The 17,747-nt window shown below is 63.0% G+C and carries 19 protein-coding genes; 9 read left to right on the top strand and 10 right to left on the bottom strand.

The features are described from left to right. The 4 genes from AKG11_RS12030 to AKG11_RS12015 all read right to left on the bottom strand — a co-directional run. Positions 1-821 (bottom strand): amino acid ABC transporter ATP-binding protein (locus AKG11_RS12030; RefSeq protein ID WP_050744027.1); only part of this gene is annotated, 821 nt, incomplete at its 3' end. A 19-nt stretch (positions 822-840) separates the two neighbouring features. After that, the gene (locus tag AKG11_RS12025) at positions 841-1,995 is read right to left on the bottom strand and encodes an amino acid ABC transporter permease (protein ID WP_050744026.1); all 1,155 of its coding nucleotides are present in this window, start codon (positions 1,993-1,995) and stop codon (positions 841-843) included. 1 nt (position 1,996) lies between these two features. Further along, positions 1,997-3,205 (bottom strand): amino acid ABC transporter permease, encoded by a 1,209-nt coding sequence (locus AKG11_RS12020; protein WP_050744025.1) that lies wholly within the window; start codon positions 3,203-3,205, stop codon positions 1,997-1,999. A gap of 97 nt (positions 3,206-3,302) precedes the next feature. Then, complete coding sequence (locus AKG11_RS12015) at positions 3,303-4,331, bottom strand: amino acid ABC transporter substrate-binding protein (protein WP_023515490.1); 1,029 nt, start codon at positions 4,329-4,331, stop codon at positions 3,303-3,305. Positions 4,332-4,688: 357 nt separating this feature from the next. Here AKG11_RS12015 and AKG11_RS12010 point away from each other — a divergent pair, with 357 nt between their 5' ends. Beyond that, entirely contained in the window at positions 4,689-5,879 is a 1,191-nt protein-coding gene (locus tag AKG11_RS12010; protein ID WP_050744053.1) for a cystathionine beta-lyase, read from the top strand. Between the two features lie 90 nt (positions 5,880-5,969). Here AKG11_RS12010 and AKG11_RS12005 read toward each other — a convergent pair whose 3' ends face one another. Both AKG11_RS12005 and AKG11_RS12000 read right to left on the bottom strand, forming a co-directional pair. Next, complete coding sequence (locus AKG11_RS12005) at positions 5,970-7,130, bottom strand: FAD-dependent monooxygenase (protein ID WP_050744024.1); 1,161 nt, start codon at positions 7,128-7,130, stop codon at positions 5,970-5,972. 22 nt (positions 7,131-7,152) lie between these two features. Beyond that, positions 7,153-7,401 carry a zinc-finger domain-containing protein gene (locus tag AKG11_RS12000; protein WP_023516619.1) on the bottom strand — a complete coding sequence of 83 codons (249 nt, stop codon included), beginning with the start codon at positions 7,399-7,401 and terminating at the stop codon, positions 7,153-7,155. A gap of 166 nt (positions 7,402-7,567) precedes the next feature. Here AKG11_RS12000 and AKG11_RS11995 point away from each other — a divergent pair, with 166 nt between their 5' ends. From AKG11_RS11995 to AKG11_RS11960, 8 genes are all read left to right on the top strand, one after another. Next, positions 7,568-8,353, top strand: a complete 786-nt coding sequence (locus AKG11_RS11995; RefSeq protein ID WP_023516618.1) for an alpha/beta fold hydrolase — start codon at positions 7,568-7,570, stop codon at positions 8,351-8,353. A gap of 88 nt (positions 8,354-8,441) precedes the next feature. Further along, positions 8,442-9,275: a serine O-acetyltransferase gene (cysE, locus tag AKG11_RS11990; protein WP_050744023.1), complete on the top strand. Its 834-nt coding sequence runs from the start codon at positions 8,442-8,444 to the stop codon at positions 9,273-9,275. A gap of 152 nt (positions 9,276-9,427) precedes the next feature. Then, complete coding sequence (locus AKG11_RS11985; protein ID WP_024271065.1) at positions 9,428-9,631, top strand: DUF3126 family protein; 204 nt, start codon at positions 9,428-9,430, stop codon at positions 9,629-9,631. Between the two features lie 219 nt (positions 9,632-9,850). Beyond that, positions 9,851-10,204: a phasin family protein gene (locus AKG11_RS11980; protein ID WP_024271064.1), complete on the top strand. Its 354-nt coding sequence runs from the start codon at positions 9,851-9,853 to the stop codon at positions 10,202-10,204. Between the two features lie 295 nt (positions 10,205-10,499). Beyond that, positions 10,500-10,850, top strand: coding sequence for an ATP-dependent Clp protease adapter ClpS (clpS, locus tag AKG11_RS11975; RefSeq protein ID WP_037408383.1), 351 nt, complete (start codon positions 10,500-10,502; stop codon positions 10,848-10,850). A 9-nt stretch (positions 10,851-10,859) separates the two neighbouring features. After that, positions 10,860-13,370, top strand: coding sequence for an ATP-dependent Clp protease ATP-binding subunit ClpA (gene clpA / locus AKG11_RS11970; protein ID WP_050744022.1), 2,511 nt, complete (start codon positions 10,860-10,862; stop codon positions 13,368-13,370). Between the two features lie 253 nt (positions 13,371-13,623). Then, positions 13,624-14,358, top strand: a complete 735-nt coding sequence (locus AKG11_RS11965; RefSeq protein ID WP_050744021.1) for an AzlC family ABC transporter permease — start codon at positions 13,624-13,626, stop codon at positions 14,356-14,358. Next, positions 14,355-14,699, top strand: coding sequence for an AzlD domain-containing protein (locus AKG11_RS11960; protein ID WP_050744020.1), 345 nt, complete (start codon positions 14,355-14,357; stop codon positions 14,697-14,699). Before AKG11_RS11965 ends, AKG11_RS11960 begins: the two co-directional genes overlap by 4 nt. A gap of 49 nt (positions 14,700-14,748) precedes the next feature. Here the strand turns inward: AKG11_RS11960 and AKG11_RS11955 are convergent, their stop codons facing one another. The 4 genes from AKG11_RS11955 to AKG11_RS11940 are packed head-to-tail and all read right to left on the bottom strand — an operon-like array spanning position 14,749 to position 17,576. Beyond that, positions 14,749-15,174 (bottom strand): HIT family protein, encoded by a 426-nt coding sequence (locus AKG11_RS11955; RefSeq protein ID WP_050744019.1) that lies wholly within the window; start codon positions 15,172-15,174, stop codon positions 14,749-14,751. A gap of 17 nt (positions 15,175-15,191) precedes the next feature. Further along, complete coding sequence (locus AKG11_RS11950) at positions 15,192-16,385, bottom strand: GNAT family N-acetyltransferase (protein ID WP_050744018.1); 1,194 nt, start codon at positions 16,383-16,385, stop codon at positions 15,192-15,194. A 1-nt stretch (position 16,386) separates the two neighbouring features. Further along, a complete protein-coding gene (locus AKG11_RS11945; protein WP_050744017.1) occupies positions 16,387-17,112 on the bottom strand; it encodes a glycerophosphodiester phosphodiesterase in 726 nt (241 codons plus the stop codon). Beyond that, complete coding sequence (locus AKG11_RS11940) at positions 17,112-17,576, bottom strand: RidA family protein (protein WP_023515324.1); 465 nt, start codon at positions 17,574-17,576, stop codon at positions 17,112-17,114. The genes AKG11_RS11945 and AKG11_RS11940 overlap by 1 nt, the downstream gene beginning before the upstream one ends. Positions 17,577-17,747: the final 171 nt, after the last annotated feature.

Raw genomic sequence — 17,747 nt, 5'->3', positions numbered from 1 at the left:
GGCTCGTGCTGCGGGTTGTCGAAGAACTCGGCCGGCGAGTTCTGCTCGACGATCTGGCCCTGGTCCATGAAGATCACCCGGTTGGCGACCTGACGGGCAAAGCCCATTTCGTGCGTCACGCACAGCATGGTCATGCCTTCCTCGGCCAGCGACACCATGGTGTCGAGCACTTCCTTGACCATTTCCGGATCGAGCGCCGACGTCGGCTCGTCGAACAGCATGATCTTCGGCTTCATGCACAGCGAACGGGCGATCGCCACGCGCTGCTGCTGGCCGCCGGAGAGCTGGCCGGGATACTTGTTCGCCTGTTCCGGAATCTTGACGCGCTTGAGGTAGTGCATCGCCACTTCCTCGGCTTCCTTCTTCGGCATCTTGCGTACCCAGATCGGGGCGAGCGTGCAGTTTTCGAGGATCGTCAGATGCGGGAAGAGGTTGAAGTGCTGGAACACCATGCCGACCTCGCGGCGCACCTCGTCGATCNTTTCGAGGATCGTCAGATGCGGGAAGAGGTTGAAGTGCTGGAACACCATGCCGACCTCGCGGCGCACCTCGTCGATCTTTTTCAGATCGTTGGTGAGCTCGATGCCATCGACGACGATCTGACCCTTCTGATGCTCTTCCAGGCGGTTGATGCAGCGGATCATCGTCGACTTGCCGGAACCCGACGGGCCGGCGATGACGATGCGTTCGCCCTTCATGACTTTGAGATTGATGTCGCGCAGCACGTGGAAATCGCCGTACCACTTGTTCATGTTGACGATCTCGACGGCGACGTCCGTCGCGGAGACCGTCATCTGTTGCGCCTGGGCATGGTTTGCCATTGTTGTTGTTTCCTCTCAGTTATCTCTTGTGGTTCGTGTCGAGCCGGCGTTCCACGAAGGCCGAATAGCGCGACATGCCGAAGCAGAAAATCCAGAACACGAAGCCGGCGAAGATCAGGCCTGTCAACGGTGTGACCGGCGTGATCCAGCCCGAATCCCCAAAACTTGCCTTCACGATGCCGAGCAGGTCATACATCGAAATGATCGTGACGAGGGAGGTATCCTTGAACATGCCGATGAAGGTGTTCACGATACCCGGGATCACGAGTTTGATGGCCTGCGGAAGCACGACGAAGGTCATTTTGTGGAAGTAGTTTAGACCAAGAGCGTCGGCCGCTTCATATTGTCCTTTCGGAATGGCTTGAAGACCACCGCGAATAACCTCCGCCATATAGGCGGATGCGAAGATCGATACACCGATCAGCGCGCGCAGGAACTTGTCGATATTGTTGCCTGGCTCGAGGAACAGCGGCAGGAGCACGCTGGCCATGAAGAGAACGGTGATCAGCGGCACGCCGCGGATCAGTTCGATGAAGGCGATGCAGACCGTCTTCAGGATCGGCATGGTCGAGCGGCGGCCGAGCGCCAACAGGATACCGGCGGGCAGCGACACGACGATGCCGACGAAGGAGATGATGAGCGTCACCATCAATCCGCCCCACAGCGAGGTCTCCACATGGCGCAGACCGAACGAGCCGCCAAGCAGCAGGAAGAAGGAGACGACCGGGAAGACGACGAGCAGCAGGAGCGCGTTCAGCCCCTTGCGCGGCGCCTTCGGCATCAGGAACGGGATGAGCAGGCCGACGAACATGACGACGACGAGCAGCGGGCGCCACAGCTGGTCGCGTGGATAGGAGCCGAACATGAACTGCACGAAGCGGTCGTTCACATAGGCCCAGCATGCGCCGCTCCAGCCGGCGGGAAGCTGGCCGCCCTGCTCGGTGGTGAGGCACGCCATGCGGTCGGTCCCGGTCCACACGGCGGAGACGAACAGCCAGTTGAGGGCTGCCGGCAGGTACCAGACGATCGCCAGGATGGCGACAATGGTCATTGCACCGTCGGTGACGGACGCAAAGAGGTTGCGATGGATCCAGGCGAAGACCGAACGGTCGGAGGACGGCGGCTTTTCCGCTTCGAGGAACCGGTCGCGGACATAGGTAATGCTTTCAGCCATCTCAGCGCTCCACCAGGGCCATCTTGGCGTTGAACCAGTTCATGAACAGCGAGGTTATGAGGCTGATCGAGACATAGATCAGCATCCAGATCGAGATGATCTCGATCGACTTGCCGGACTGGTTGAGGATGGTACCGCCGACCGCGACGAGGTCGGCATAACCGACGGCGACCGCGAGCGAGGAGTTCTTGATGAGGTTGAGATACTGCGAGGTGAGCGGCGGAATGATGATCCTGAGCGCCTGCGGCAGCACGACGAGGCGGGTCGCCTGGCCGGGGCGCAGCCCCAGCGCATAGGAGGCTTCCGACTGGCCCTTGGACACGCCGCGGATGCCGGCGCGCACGATCTCGGCGATGAACGAGGCCGTGTAGAGCGACAGTGCGAGGTAGAGTGCCAGGAATTCCGGCCCGATGACCATGCCGCCCTTCATGTTGAAGGAGCCGGGCACCGCGTAGTCGAGCGTCACGGGGCTGCCCATGACGAGGAAGACGAGGAAGGGGAAGAGCACGATCAGGCCGAGATTGACCCACAGCACCGGTGGGCGCTGGCCCGTGGCACGCTGGCGCGCATTGGCCCAGACGGTAAAGGCAATGGCGGCAAGAACGCCGATCACAAAGGCGGATGCCACGACCCCGAAGCCCTCGCCGAAGACCGGCGCCGGCATGTAGATGCCGCGGTTCGAGATGAAGAAGACGGCGTCCGGATCCTCCTTGAGATGCTGGAAGATGGTGCGGATCGACGGCAGCAGGGCGAGAACGCCGAGATACCAGAAGAAGATGACGAGCAACGGCGGAATGTTGCGGAAGATTTCCACATAGACCGTGCAGAGCCGGGCGATCAGCCAGTTGTGCGACAGCCGCCCGATACCGACGAGCAGGCCGACGATCGTCGCGGTGACAATGCCGGCTACGGCGACGACGAGCGTGTTGATGAGACCGACCTGGAGCGCCCGGAAATAGGTCGAGTCGCTCGAATAGGCGATCAATGTCTGCGCGAGGTCGAAGCCGGCGCGGCTGTTCAGAAAGCCGAAGCCGGCCGTCATATTGGCGCGCGCGAGGTTCTGGACGACGTTGTTCCACGCGTACCAGACGGCCGAGATGATCACGACGAGCGTGACGACCTGATAGACGATGCTTCTCAGTGCCGGATTGTAGAGAAGAGATACCTTCGGCGGTTCGCCGGACCCTGTTCGGGCATCCGCAAGAGCCATGCATTTCCCCTGACGTTGGTTCGCCCTGTTTTCCGGGCGTTCTGTTTAAAGGGGAGGGCAGCTATCTGCCCTCCCGGAAGGAGTGTGCGCGAACCGCTTAGCGGACCGGCGGTGCGTACTGCAGGCCGCCCTTCGTCCACAGCGCATTCAGGCCGCGGGCGATCTTGAGCGGGGAACCTTCGCCGACATTGCGCTCGAAGGATTCGCCGTAGTTGCCGACGGCCTTGATGATCTGCACGGCCCAGTCCTTCGGCAGACCGAGGTCGGCGCCGATCGTCGAATCAGCCTCTTCGCCGAGGAAGCGCTTGATGTCCGGGTTGGCGGACTTCTTCATCTCCTCGACATTGGCCGTCGTGATGCCGAACTCTTCGGCAGCCACCATCGCATAGTGCGACCAGGTCACGATGTCGAACCACTTCGAATCGTTCTGGCGAACGGCCGGGCCGAGCGGCTCCTTGGAGATGATTTCCGGCAGAACCATGTGGTCGTCCGGATTGGCCATCTTCAGGCGGATGGAGTAGAGGCCCGAGGCGTCGGTCGTATAAGCGTCGCAACGGCCGGCATTGTAGGCGGCGTCCGCTTCGTCCTGCGCTTCGAAGACGACCGGCTTGAAGTCCATGTTGTTGGAGCGGAAGTAGTCGGCAAGGTTCAGTTCCGTCGTCGTGCCGGACTGGACGCAGACGGAGGCGCCGGACAGTTCCAGCGCGGACTTCACGCCGAGTTCCTTCTTCACCATGAAGCCCTGGCCGTCATAGTAGTTCACGGCGCGGAAATCGAAGCCGAGCTGCGAATCGCGGCTGACGCTCCAGGTGGTGTTGCGGGCAAGAAGATCGATTTCGCCCGACTGCAGGGCTGGGAAGCGGTCCTTGGCCGAGAGCGGGGTGAATTTCACCTTGGTGGCATCGCCGAAGACGGCTGCGGCCACGGCCTTGCAGAGATCGACGTCGAGGCCAGCCCAGTTGCCCGACGAATCCTGCGCGCCGAAACCGGCGAGGTTCGAACCGTTCACGCCGCACTGCACGAAGCCCTTGGCCTTCACGTCAGAGAGCGTGTCTGCCTGTGCTGCCGTCGCGCCAAGCCCCAGTACGGCAGCGCCAACGAGCGCCGTCACGATTTTTTTTGCCATTTTTTCACAACCTTTTTCTGTTGTCTTTGTTTTGTCCGCAGGCCCCGCACCCTTTGACGGGCGCGCCCATGGAACTCGCCACCCTCCCGGCGCGAGGTTGCTTATCTCATGCTCAAAATTTCACAGGGTCAAGTGAGCGCCGCCATTTTCCGGCCGGTAACCTAAATTTGTCGGCGATTGCTGTGGTTTTGGGCGAAAAATCGTGGATTTGTGCAGTAAACCGCTCAAAAAATTCGCGTCTTTCCCACTTGAAGCGCTTTGGAAGCTGCGTCCACGCTGTCGCATGGGGTTGACCTGTCGCCGCGCCTGTCCAAAAGTCGGCGCCTCAAATTCCCTCCTGCCTTCCTCGGATCGATCATGAAAAACAGAGACGAAATCCTCGCCGGCGCCGGCGTGAACACCCGCCTTGCCCATGCCGGAAACGACCCGGCGGACTACCACGGTTTCGTCAATCCGCCCGTCGTTCACGCCTCTACCGTGCTCTTTCCCGATGCGGCGACCATGGAAAGCCGGGCGCAGAAATACACCTACGGCACGCGCGGCACGCCGACGACGGACGCGCTCTGCGCGGCGATCGACGAGCTGGAAGGCTCGGCCGGCACCATCCTCGTGCCCTCGGGTCTTGCCGCCGTCACCGTGCCGTTCCTCGCTTTCCTGTCGGCAGGCGACCATGCGCTCATCGTCGATTCGGTCTACCATCCGACCCGCCATTTCTGCGACACCATGCTGAAGCGCCTCGGCGTTACGGTCGAATACTACGACCCGGCCATCGGTGCCGGCATCGCGGCGCTGATCCGGCCGAACACAAGGCTGGTGCATACGGAGGCGCCCGGCTCCAACACCTTCGAGATGCAGGACATCCCGGCGATCGCTGCCGTCGCGCACAAGCACGGCGCCGTGGTCAGCATGGACAACACCTGGGCGACACCGCTTTATTTCCGCCCGCTGGATTTCGGCGTCGACATCTCCATCCATGCGGCGACGAAATACCCGGCCGGCCATTCGGATGTGCTGTTCGGCACGGTCTCGGCCAATGCGGCCCATTGGGAACAGCTGCACGAGACTCAGATCACGCTCGGCACCTGCGCCTCGCCCGACGATGCCTACCAAGTGCTGCGCGGGCTGCGCACCATGGGCGTACGGCTGGAGCGGCACCAGGAAAGCGCGCTCGAGCTGGCGCGCTGGCTGGAGGATATCGACGACGTTTCCCGCGTATTGCACCCGGCTCTGCCGAGCTTCCCCGGCCATGACCTCTGGAAGCGCGACTTCAAGGGCTCAAGCGGCATCTTCTCCATCGTCCTCAACGGTGGTTCGCCGGAGCGCTACAAGGCGAAGGCCCATGCCTTCCTCGATGCGCTCGGCGTTTTCGGCCTTGGCTATTCCTGGGGCGGCTTCGAGTGCCTTGCGGTGCACGTCAATCTCGGCGATCGCCGCGTTGCCAAGGGGCCGGAGGAAGGTCCGGTGCTTCGCCTCCAGATCGGGCTTGAGGACGTCAAGGACATCAAGGCCGACATCGAGCGTGGCCTGGCGGCGGCGCGGGCTGTCTGACAGCTCTTGGGGAGGGCGCGCTGGCGTCCTCTTTGCCCACGCGCGGTCATTTCCGCTCTGTAGGAGAAGCGGAAGATTTCCGGCGCCCGTTCACTCCGGTGTGCGGTAGCCGTAAAGCCAGTCGAGATCGGCGGCGAGGCTTTCGGGCCCGCGCAGCGACAGGACGAGATTGCGGCCGAGCGCGATCGGGCCGCGGGCGTGGTAAGCGAATCGATTGAAAGCGCCGCGGCGGCGCACACTGGCGACCCGCTCGCGGCGGGTCGCCTCGAACTGCCGGAGCGCCTGTGCCATGTCGGATGTTCGGGCGAGACGGTATGCCAAGAGCGCTGCATCCTCGATCGCCATCGCTGCGCCCTGGGCGGCAAAAGGCGTCATGGCATGGGCGGCATCGCCGATGAGCACGAGCTTGCGTCCATCGGTCCAGGCCCCGTCGGGGCATTCGAAAAGCGGCCACATCAGCGGACCGCGCGCTTCTGCGAGCATCTGGCGGATATCGGCGTGCCAGCGTGAGAAGGCATCGAGCAGGCGGGTGCGGGCGGCGGCATCGCCCGTGCGGGACCAGCCGGCGGCCGGTGTCTGCCCATGCGCGTGAAGGGCAACGACATTGAACGCCTGTGCCTCGGCCAGCGGATAGGCGACCAGGTGGGCCTGCGGGCCGAGAAAGGCCGTCACCGTGCGCGGATTGAGGAAGGGCGGCGCGGCGCCATAGGGCACCAGAAAACGCCAGGCGATTGTCCCCGAATACCGCGCCGGCAGGGCGCCCGGCACCGCCTTTCGCAGCGCTGACCAGACACCGTCGGCAGCGATGACCACGTCGGCCGGTGCGATGGCCAAAGCGTCCTCGGCGGTATCGATTCGCCGGCCGGTCGTCAGCGTGCAGAGCGGTTCCCGGCTGACGGCATCTGCCAGTACGGCCTGCAGCGAGGCGCGATGCAGCACGCCATAGGGCGCGCCCCAGCGCTTGCGTGCAGCGGCACCGGCCGGGACGGAGGCGAGGGGGGCAAGCATATGGCCCGAGGACAGGAGGATATGGTCCGGTTCGCTCCAGCGCGCGGCAAGGGCATCGAGGAGGCCGAGATCGGCAAGGATGCGCGAGGCGTTGGGCGAAAGCTGCAGGCCGGCGCCGACTTCTTCGAGTGCGGGCGCCTGTTCCAGGACATGCACGGCAATGCCCTTGCGGGCGAGCGCGAGAGCTGCCGTCAGGCCGGCAATGCCGGCCCCGACGATGCATGCGGATTTTACGGAGGGCATGTCTGCGGCGGCCTTCCGGCCGTCACGCCGCGACCTGATTGGTGAAGATGCAGCCGGCCGGATCGGTCTGGCTGGCCTTGAGTGCCGGGTTGTAGCGGTAGAGCGTCGAGCAGTAGGGGCAGACCTTCTCGTTGTCGTCGCCCATGTCGAGGAAGACATGCGGGTGGTCATAGGGCACCGAGGCGCCGACGCACATGAACTCCTTCACGCCGATCTCGATCGAGCCATGGCCGCCGTCGTTCTGGAAATGGGGAATGCTGTGGCCAGCCATGTCAATGCTCCTGAAATGCCGTCTTTCTGGCGCGGACCATAGTCGCCTTCACGGCAAATGTGTAGATGCAAAACCGCCGCGCCCCGGGAGATTTCCGCATGCCTGCCGTTTTCTCCGCGGGCAAAGGGCAGTAAGAGCAGGGCATGCAAACGAAAGACGGCCCGCGATGAACCTTGATCCCCCGCCCTTTTCCCGTTTCACCCATGACGGCCTGGAGCTCGCCTTCTTCGACGAGGGCGACCCGTCGGGCCCACCGGTGCTGCTGATCCATGGCTTTGCCTCCAGCGCCAATGTCAACTGGGTGTTTCCCGGCTGGCTGAAGACGCTGGGCGATGCCGGCTACCGCGTCATCGCGCTCGACAACCGCGGCCACGGCAAGAGCGCCAAGCCGCATGATCCCGCGCTCTACACGCCGCCGCTGATGGCCGGCGATGCGGCCGCGCTGCTCGATCATCTGGCGATCCCCGAAGCCCATGTGTTCGGCTACTCCATGGGCGCGCGCATCACTGCCTTCCTGGCACTCGCCCATCCGCACCGCGTGCGCTCCGTCGTCTTCGGCGGGCTCGGCATCGGCATGGTGGAGGGTGTCGGCGACTGGGACCCCATTGCCGATGCGCTGCTGGCGCCCTCGCTCGACGTGGTGACGCACGATCGCGGCCGCATGTTCAGGGCCTTCGCCGACCAGACGAAATCCGACCGGCAGGCGCTTGCCGCCTGCATCATGACCTCGCGCGATCTCCTGACGGAAGCCGACATGGCGCGCATCGACATGCCCGCGCTGATCGGTGTCGGCACGAAGGACGATATCGCCGGGGCGCCACAGCCGCTCGCCGACCTGATGCCGGACGCAAGGGCGCTCGACATTCCCGGTCGCGACCACATGCTGGCTGTCGGCGACAAGGTCTTCAAACACGCTGTTCTGGAATTCTATGCGGAGATCGGCGGTCGCTGAGCGGCCGTTTACGACGATCGGCGCCAGCCATTTCGCACCGGCACCATTTGCTCTATATTGAATGGGACAGACGACAAGGAGTGCGGCGATGGTCGCGATGAACGAACTCAGGGCCGGCGAGAAGCTCAAGGCCATGGATCCGATCTGGGACAGCCTGCGCGAGGAAGCCCGTGTCGCCGCCCAGGCCGAGCCGCTGCTGGCGGCCTTCCTCTATTCGACGGTGCTGAACCAGCGTTCGCTCGAGGAAAGCGTGATACACCGCGTCTGCGAGCGGCTCGACCATCCGGACCTGCAGGCCAACCTCCTGCACCAGATTTTCGACGAGATGCTGGAAGACTGGCCGGAATGGGGCGGAATCCTGCGCGTCGATATCCAGGCCGTCTATGACCGTGACCCTGCCTGCCTGCGCTTCCTTGATGCCGTGCTCTATTTCAAGGGATTCCACGCCATCCAGACCCACCGTCTGGCGAACTGGCTGTACACGAAGGGCCGGCGCGACCTCTCGCTCTACCTGCAAAGCCGCTCCTCCAGCGTTTTCCAGACGGACATCAATCCGGCTGCGCGCATCGGCAAGGGTTTCTTTCTCGACCATGCGACAGGCCTCGTCGTCGGCGAGACGGCCGTCATCGGCGACAATGTCTCGATCCTCCACAATGTCACGCTCGGCGGCACCGGCAAGGAGGGTGGTGACCGTCATCCGAAGATCGGCGACGGCGTGATGATCGGCGCGGGGGCCAAGATCCTTGGCAACATCCATGTCGGTCATTGCTCGCGCATTGCTGCTGGCTCCGTCGTGCTCAAGCCCGTTCCACCGAAATCGACCGTTGCCGGCGTGCCGGCCAAGGTGATCGGCGAGGCGGGCTGCAACGAGCCGTCGCGTGCCATGGACCAGCTCCTGGCGGCCTTCGACTACGATCTCTAGCAATGCCAGCGAAGGCGTAACGCAGTTCTGCACCCGGCGTTGCGCGAAGGGCTCCAAAGCGGGAAAAGTCGCTTTCTCGGGGAATTCGAGGGTTTACAGGGCCGGAGGCAGGTGCGAGAAGCGCGGCAAATCAACCGATACGGAGACAGATCGTGAAGCCGGAAGAAATCAGGAAACTCGAGGCCTACTTCAAGCGCAATCTCAACAAGGAGATTGTCATCAAGGCCCGTCCGCGCAAGGATGAGTCTGCGGAAGTCTATCTCGGCGACGAGTTCCTGGGCGTCATCTTCCGCGACGACGAGGACGGCGAACTGTCCTACAACTTCTCCATGGCGATCCTCGACATCGACCTCTGATCGATCGGTATTCGCAAGGTTTAAGGCCCGGCTGCCCTTGGCGCCGGGCCTTTTGTTATTCTTTTGCGACAAATCGGCTTTTGTCAGGTCCAATAATCATACCTATTGCGCAAGCTCTTGCTTTGGTTGCAAAATATTGCAATGCAGCATCTTTGTTGACTTTTTTGTGCATTGCATATAGATTTCGGACCATACCACCGGGATCCAAAGGAGACTTCGATGTTCAATTTCGACGAGGCAAACAAGAAGGGCAAGGAAGCCGTGGACACGTTCGTCAAGAGCTACACCACTGCTGCCCAGAGCTGGCAGGCGATCGCCACCGAGACCGCCGACTATTCGAAGAAGTCCTTCGAGAACGGCGTGGCTCACTTCGAAAAGCTCTCGGGCGTCAAGAGCGTCGAAGCTGCTCTCGAACTGCAGACGGCCTTCGTGAAGTCCTCCTATGAAGGTTTCGTCGCCGAAGCCACCAAGCTCAGCGAAATGTATGCCGATCTCGCCAAGGGCGCCTACAAGCCCTACGAAGCACCGGTCGCCAAGGCGACTGCCGCTGCCAAGGCTGCCGTCGCCGCCTGATTTTTCCAAGTACTGCGTACGCGTATAGCGTTCATCGGCCGGCTGCGGGCAACCGCAGCCGGCCTTTGCGCGTTCCGGGGATTGCGCGAGGCTGACGCGGCGGCGGCAAATTTCGCTATTTCCTTCGGATGACCCGCGATTATGATTGCAGTGCGAAGCGGGGGTCTTACAATCGTGGGCCGAGACATTAGATAACAGCTCCAGAAGGCAACCTCGGACAAGCGGTGCGCCACAGGCAAAGCGACCGCATGAAGGGCCCGCGGTCCGGGTCACAGTCAAGGGAATGAACACGAAAATGGATGTGAGACGGGTTCGAATGCAGGATGGGGAAGGCGGCGGCGACACTCCCGGTCGCAGCACCTCCGTCATTACCCGCACGAAACCTAAGACGAAGAAGCCGAGCCTGTACCGCGTCCTGCTTCTCAATGATGATTATACGCCCATGGAGTTTGTGATCCACATTCTGGAACGTTTCTTCCAGAAGGACCGCGAAGCGGCGACGCGGATCATGCTGCATGTGCACAATCATGGCGTAGGCGAGTGCGGCGTGTTCACCTACGAGGTTGCCGAAACCAAAGTGACACAGGTGATGGATTTCTCCCGCCAGCACCAGCATCCGCTGCAATGTGTCATGGAAAAGAAATGAGGAACGAACGTGCCAACATTTTCTGCAAGCCTTGAAAAGGCGCTCCACCAGGCACTGACCTACGCGAACGAGCGCCACCACGAATATGCGACGCTCGAGCACCTCCTGCTGGCCCTTATCGACGACGCCGACGCGGCGGCCGTGATGGGGGCCTGCAACGTCAATCTCGACGTATTGCGCAAGACCGTCACCGACTATGTCGACCATGACCTCGCCAATCTGGTGACGGGCTACGAAGAAGACTCCAAGCCGACCTCCGGCTTCCAGCGCGTCATCCAGCGTGCGGTGATCCATGTCCAGTCGTCCGGTCGCGAAGAAGTGACCGGCGCCAACGTGCTCGTCGCGATCTTCGCCGAGCGCGAGAGTCATGCCGCTTATTTCCTGCAGGAGCAGGAGATGACACGCTACGATGCCGTCAACTTCATCTCGCATGGCATCGGAAAGCGCCCCGGTTCGACCGAGGAGCGAAAGGTGCGCGGCGCGGATGAGAGCGAGAACGAACAGAAGCAGACCCGCGGCGCCAGCGAGCAGGAAGAGCCTGCCAAGAAGCAGGACGCCCTGACGGCCTATTGCGTCAATCTCAACGAGAAGGCCAAGAACGGCAAGATCGACCCCTTGATCGGCCGTCATGCCGAGGTCAACCGGACGATCCAGGTCCTGTGCCGCCGATCCAAGAACAACCCGCTCTATGTGGGCGATCCCGGCGTCGGCAAGACCGCTATCGCCGAGGGCCTCGCCAAGCGCATCGTCGAGGGCAAAGTGCCGGAAGCGCTCGCTGACGCGACGATTTTCTCGCTCGACATGGGCACGCTGCTCGCCGGAACGCGCTATCGCGGCGATTTCGAAGAACGGCTGAAGCAGGTCGTCAAGGAGCTCGAAGACTATCCGGGCGCTGTGTTGTTCATCGACGAGATCCATACGGTGATCGGCGCCGGCGCAACCTCCGGCGGGGCGATGGACGCCTCGAACCTCCTGAAGCCGGCGCTGTCGTCCGGTGCGATCCGCTGCATCGGCTCGACGACCTACAAGGAGTACCGCCAGTTCTTCGAGAAGGACCGGGCGCTTGTCCGCCGGTTCCAGAAGATCGACGTCAACGAGCCGACCATCGATGACACGATCGAGATCATGAAGGGTCTGAAGCCCTATTTCGAGGAGTATCACAAGCTGAAATACTCCAACGAGGCGATCAAGACGGCGGTGGAACTGTCGGCGCGCTACATCAACGACCGCAAGCTGCCGGACAAGGCGATCGACGTGATCGACGAGACCGGTGCGGCCCAGATGCTGCTGCCCGTGGGGAAGCGCCGCAAGCTGATCACCGAGAAGGAGATCGAGGCGACGATCGCCACCATGGCCCGCATTCCGGCAAAGACGGTGTCGAAGGACGACGAGCAGGTTCTTGCCAACCTCGACAAGGAGCTGCGCTCCGTCGTCTACGGCCAGGACCTTGCGATCGAGGCGCTGTCGTCGGCGATCAAGCTTGCCCGCGCGGGCCTGCGCGAGCCGAACAAGCCGATCGGCTGCTACCTCTTCTCCGGCCCCACCGGCGTCGGCAAGACGGAAGTCGCCAAGCAGCTCGCATCGTCGCTCGGCGTGGAACTCCTGCGCTTCGACATGTCGGAATACATGGAGCGGCACACGGTCTCGCGTCTGCTCGGTGCACCTCCCGGCTATGTCGGCTTCGACCAGGGCGGTCTCCTGACCGATGGCGTCGATCAGCATCCGCATTGCGTGCTGCTGCTCGACGAGATCGAGAAGGCGCATCCGGACCTCTACAACATCCTGTTGCAGGTCATGGATCACGGCTCGCTGACCGACCATAACGGCAAGAAGATCGACTTCCGCAACGTTATCCTGATCATGACGACCAATGCGGGCGCGTCCGACATGGCCAAGGCCGCCATTGGCTTCGGCTCGTCGAAGCGCGAGGGCGAGGACATGGAGGCGATCAACCGCCTGTTCACGCCGGAATTCCGCAACCGTCTCGATGCGATCATCCCGTTCGGCTCGCTGCCGACGCCGGTCATCCATCAGGTCGTGCAGAAGTTCGTCATGCAGCTGGAAACCCAGCTTGCCGAGCGCAACGTCACCTTCGATCTCCAGCAGGAGGCAATCGCCTGGCTGGCCGAGAAGGGCTACGACGAGAAGATGGGTGCCCGTCCGTTGGCGCGTGTCATCCAGGAGAACATCAAGAAGAAGCTGGCCGACGAAATCCTCTTCGGCAAGCTCAAGAAGGGCGGCGTCGTGCGCGTCTCCGTCGGTGTGAAGGAAGACGGCTCGAAGGGCCTGATTCTCGACGCCGTGCCGGAGACGGCGCGGATCAAGCCAAAGGCCGAGGTCGAGGAGGCTGCCGCCAAGAAGGCCAAGCCCCGCAAGCCCAAGGAAACCGTCGCCGCGGAGGCCGCGCCCGCCAAGGCTCGCTCTTCGAAGAAGGTGGTGGAGGCCAAGGCAGAGGAACCGAAGGACGAGCCGCCGCGCAAGTCGTCCGGCGCCGTTCCGAAGGTGCCGCGCAAGAAATAACGGTTTGATGAAACGAATGGGCCGGGCAGGCGACTGCCCGGCCTATATTGTTGAGGACGTGGCGCAAACCGTCGCTCCGCCGCAAACCCTTCCTCCGCCATGGTCGGGCTTGCCCCGATCATCCAGCGCTACGGGGCGGGTGTGGATCCTCGGGTCGGAGGCCAGAGATGACAGCAGTGGGCGAAGTGAGCTTGCCAACTCATGGGGCCGGGACAAAAATCCGTACGGCCTTGCTTTGCTACAAGAGAATTGAATGACCGCCCCGCCCGAACCCCAATCCCAAATCCACTGGTTCCTCCTCGGCATGCGCGGCATCTTCAGCCTGCCGGCAATCATCCTGATGCTGTCCTTCGTCGGTTTCGCGGCTTTTACCGCGGAAGCGAAGATCCCGGTCGACCAGGTGATGTTCATGACCGGCATGGTCTGGGCGCTGCCGGCAAAAGTGATTCTCGTCGGCTCCATGCTGTCGGGTGCGCATATCGCCACGGCCTTTCTCGCGGTGACGCTTTCGTCGGTGCGGATGATGCCGATGGTGGCGGCGCTCATTCCGGAAATCCGCACCAGCCGCACGCCGACCTGGCTGTTGCTGATCATCTCGCATTTCGTCGCCATCACCGCCTGGGTCTTTGCGATGGAGAAGGTAAGGGACGTGCCGCGTGGGGGCCGCGTCGCCTTCTTCGCCGGCTTTGGCGTAACATTGACGCTCACCAATATCGTGCTCGTCGGTCTCGTCTATGGTGCGGTCTCGGAATTTCCGCCGATCGTTTCCGGCTGTCTCTTCTTCCTGACGCCGGTCTACTTTCTGACCTCGATCTGGATTTCAGCGCGTCACCGGGTGATCTACTGGGCACTCGGCATCGGCCTGGCGCTCGGTTACGTCTTCGCGGTCGTCGCGCCGGAATATGATATCCTCCTGACCGGCGTCATCGGGGGGACCGCGGCCTGGTGGGGCGAAAGGGCGCTGCGCCGCCGGGAGGCCGCGCGATGAGTTTCGATGGTCTTTGGCCTTATATCTACATCGCCGTTGCCGGCTGGCTGGCGACGGACCTCTGGCGCTGGGCGGGTGTCATCGCCGGCAATCGCATCGATGAGCGGTCCGAGGTCCTGAACTGGGTGAGGGCGGTGGCGACGGCGCTGGTGGCGGCGGTCATCGCCAAGCTGATCTTCTTCCCGACCGGCACGCTGGAGGCTTCGCCTCTCTGGCTGCGCCTCGGGGCTGTCGTGTTCGGCGGTCTCTGCTTCTTCTTCGGCGGCCGATTCAGGCAGATCGCCGGCATCGCCGCGGCCATCGCTTTCCTTGCCGCAGGGCTGGCGCTGCTCGGCGTTTGAAACGGAGCGCGCCGTCCGCGCGCTCCGTCTCCAGCTTTCGTGGTGTTTCTTACCGCGCCAATGCCCTGCGCAGCTTTTCCGCATTGGCGGCAAGCACGCTCTGGTCTTCCATCGTGCCGGAATGCGGCTTCAGCGGCAGGCCCTCGACGCGCGGGATGACATGGAAATGCAGGTGGTAGACGGTCTGGCCGGCGGCCGGTTCGTTGAACTGCATGACGGTGACGCCATCAGCCTCGAAAGCCTCCTTGGCGGCGGCCGCCACCTTCTGCACCACCGGCAGCAGGCGCGACAGCGTCTGGGGGGCCGCGTCGAGGATGTTACGCGACGGCGTCTTGGGAATGACGAGCGTATGCCCGTTTGCCTGCGGCATCACATCCATGAAGGCGACGGCGTCGTCATCCTCGTAGACGCGATGCGAGGGGATCTCGCCGCGCAGGATCTTTGCGAAGATGTTGTTCGTGTCGTAGGCGGTCATGCTCGTCTCCGATGTGCTCAGTCGTTGTCGTCTTGGCCGCCGCTGCGGCGGAAGGGGCCGTGTTCGGCAAGATAGTCGCCCGTCGCCTCGACGTCGCGGCGCTCGCGCTCGAGATAATCGGCGACGGCGCGCCGAAGGCCGGGATGGGTGATGTAGTGAGCCGAATGGGTGGTGACGGGCAGATAGCCGCGCGCCAGCTTGTGCTCGCCCTGCGCGCCGGCCTCGACCCGCGCCAGACCCTTCTCGATCGCGAAATCGATGGCCTGATGATAGCAGACCTCGAAATGCAGGAAAGGGTGGTCCTCGACGCAGCCCCAGTGCCGGCCGAAGAGCGTGTCGCCACCGATGAAATTGATCGCGCCGGCGATGTAGCGGCCGTCGCGCCTGGCCATGACGAGCAGGATATCGTCTGCCATGCGTTCGCCGATCAGGCTATAGAACTGGCGGTTGAGATAGGGCCGGCCCCATTTGCGGCTGCCGGTGTCCATATAGAAGGCGAAGAACTGGTCCCAGATTTTTTCGGTCAGGTCCCTTCCGGTCAGCCAGTCGATCTCGATGCCGTTTTCCACCGCCGCCCGTCGCTCCTTCTTCAGCGCCTTGCGCTTGCGGGAGGCGAGCGTTTCCAGGAAGTCGGCATGCGAGCCGTAGCCCTCATTGAGAAAATGGAACTGCTGGTCGGTACGGTGGAGGTAGCCCGCGGCCTCGAAAACCGGCATTTCCCCTTCCGAGACAAAGGTGACATGGGCGGAGGAGACGCCGTGGCGTTTCGACAGTTCCTTCAACCCTTCGGCAAGGGCGGACTGGCTGGCGATGACCGGCCGGTCGGTCCGGTGCAGCAGCCGCGGGCCGGTCGCGGGCGTGAAGGGAATGGCGGCCTGCAGTTTCGGATAATAGCGCCCGCCGGCGCGCTCCAGCGCATCGGCCCAGCCATGGTCGAAGACATATTCTCCCTGGCTGTGGTTCTTCAGATAGACGGGCAGGGCGCCGAGAAGGCCGCCGTCGTCGTTCTCCAGCAGGAGATGCTGGCCGAGCCAGCCGGTCTCTGCCGTCGCGCAGCCCGACTGTTCCAGCGCGGAGAGGAATGCGTGGCTGACAAAGGGGTTGTACGGCACCGAAGCGTCGCCCCTGGAGGCGCCGGAAAGGCGCCCCCAGTCGTCCGCCGCAATGTCGGCGAAGCTCGTTTCGACGCGGATTCGCACCGTCCCGCTCATCCTATGCCGTCAAGGCCTCGCGCGGATCGAAACCCTCGAAGGTCATCTGGTCCGCGTTGAGTGCCGTAATCGTGCGCGCTTCGTCGTCGCGCACCGTCCAGGTGATGACCTGCCGGCCGAGGTCGCGCTGCCGGCTGATGAAGGCGTTCGGCAGGTGGCCGTAGTGGTAGGAGATGAAATCGAGCCCGAGCTGCATGGCTTCCTCATGCACGGCGAAATTCTCCGGCCGGGCGCCTTCCGCCGTCAGGCCGACGGGGCGGCTGGTGCCGATCGCCGTCAAATCCTTCAAAAGCCAGTGATCGAAGCTCATCAGCGCGACGGGCCCGTCATAGTCTTCGATCGTGTCGAGCACGGCCATTGCGAAACCGTCATCGTCACCTTCGCGTCCCTTCAGCTCCAGGACGAGCGGCACACGGCCCTCCACGAGGTCGAGCAGCCGGCGCAGCGTCGGCACGCCGTCTTCCGTGCCGCCGACCTTCAGCAGGCCGAGTTCGGCGGCGGTGCGCTGGCGCACGTCCCCCTCGATGCCGCACAGCCGCTTCAGGTCGTCGTCATGGAAGACGACGGGTACGGCATCGGCGGCATATTGCAGGTCGCATTCGATGGCGAAGCCGGCATCGGCCGCGCGCGCGAAGGCAGAAAGCGTGTTTTCCCAGACCTTGCGGTTGAGATCGTGATAGCCGCGATGGGCAATCGGCCGCTCGGTCAGCCAGGGGAATTTCTGCATCAGGCGATTTCCATGATGGCGTCGATCTCGACGGCCGCATTGAGGGGAAGTGCCGCCATGCCGACGGCGGCGCGGGCATGTTTGCCGGCATCGCCAAGAGCTGCGACGAGGAAGTTCGATGCGCCGTTGATGACGAGGTGCTGCTCGACGAAATCCGGCGCGGAGGCGACGAAGCCGTTGATCTTGATGATGCGCTTGATGCGCGAGAGGTCCCCGAGGGCGGCCTTGGCCTGGGCGAGAAGGCCGAGTGCGCACAGTTCCGCTGCCTTCTGGCCGCCGGCGACATCAACGTTCCGGCCGAGATGTCCGGTGACGGCGAGCTTGCCGTCCAGCATCGGCAGCTGGCCGGAAATGTGGAGCACGTTGCCGCTGATGACGAAGGGCACGTAGTTGGCGGCCGGTGCTGCCGCCACGGGAATGTCGTAGCCCAGTTCCTTGACGCGGTTTTCGATTTCAGCGGACATTCCGGTCTCCGTTTCTTGTCGCCGGTCCATAGATAGGATCGGCTGGTGGCGGCTGTGAGGGGCATTGCGGCGCAGATCGTCGCAATGGAGGAAATGAAGTTGGCAAGAGGTGGATATTGCCTCGCTTTTGCCGGAAGAGTTCATATAACATCGCGACCGACTTCAACAGGA

The sequence above is a fragment of the Shinella sp. SUS2 genome, assembly GCF_001262505.1.
Classification (GTDB): domain Bacteria; phylum Pseudomonadota; class Alphaproteobacteria; order Rhizobiales; family Rhizobiaceae; genus Shinella.
This window is presented reverse-complemented; position numbering and strand designations above follow the sequence as displayed.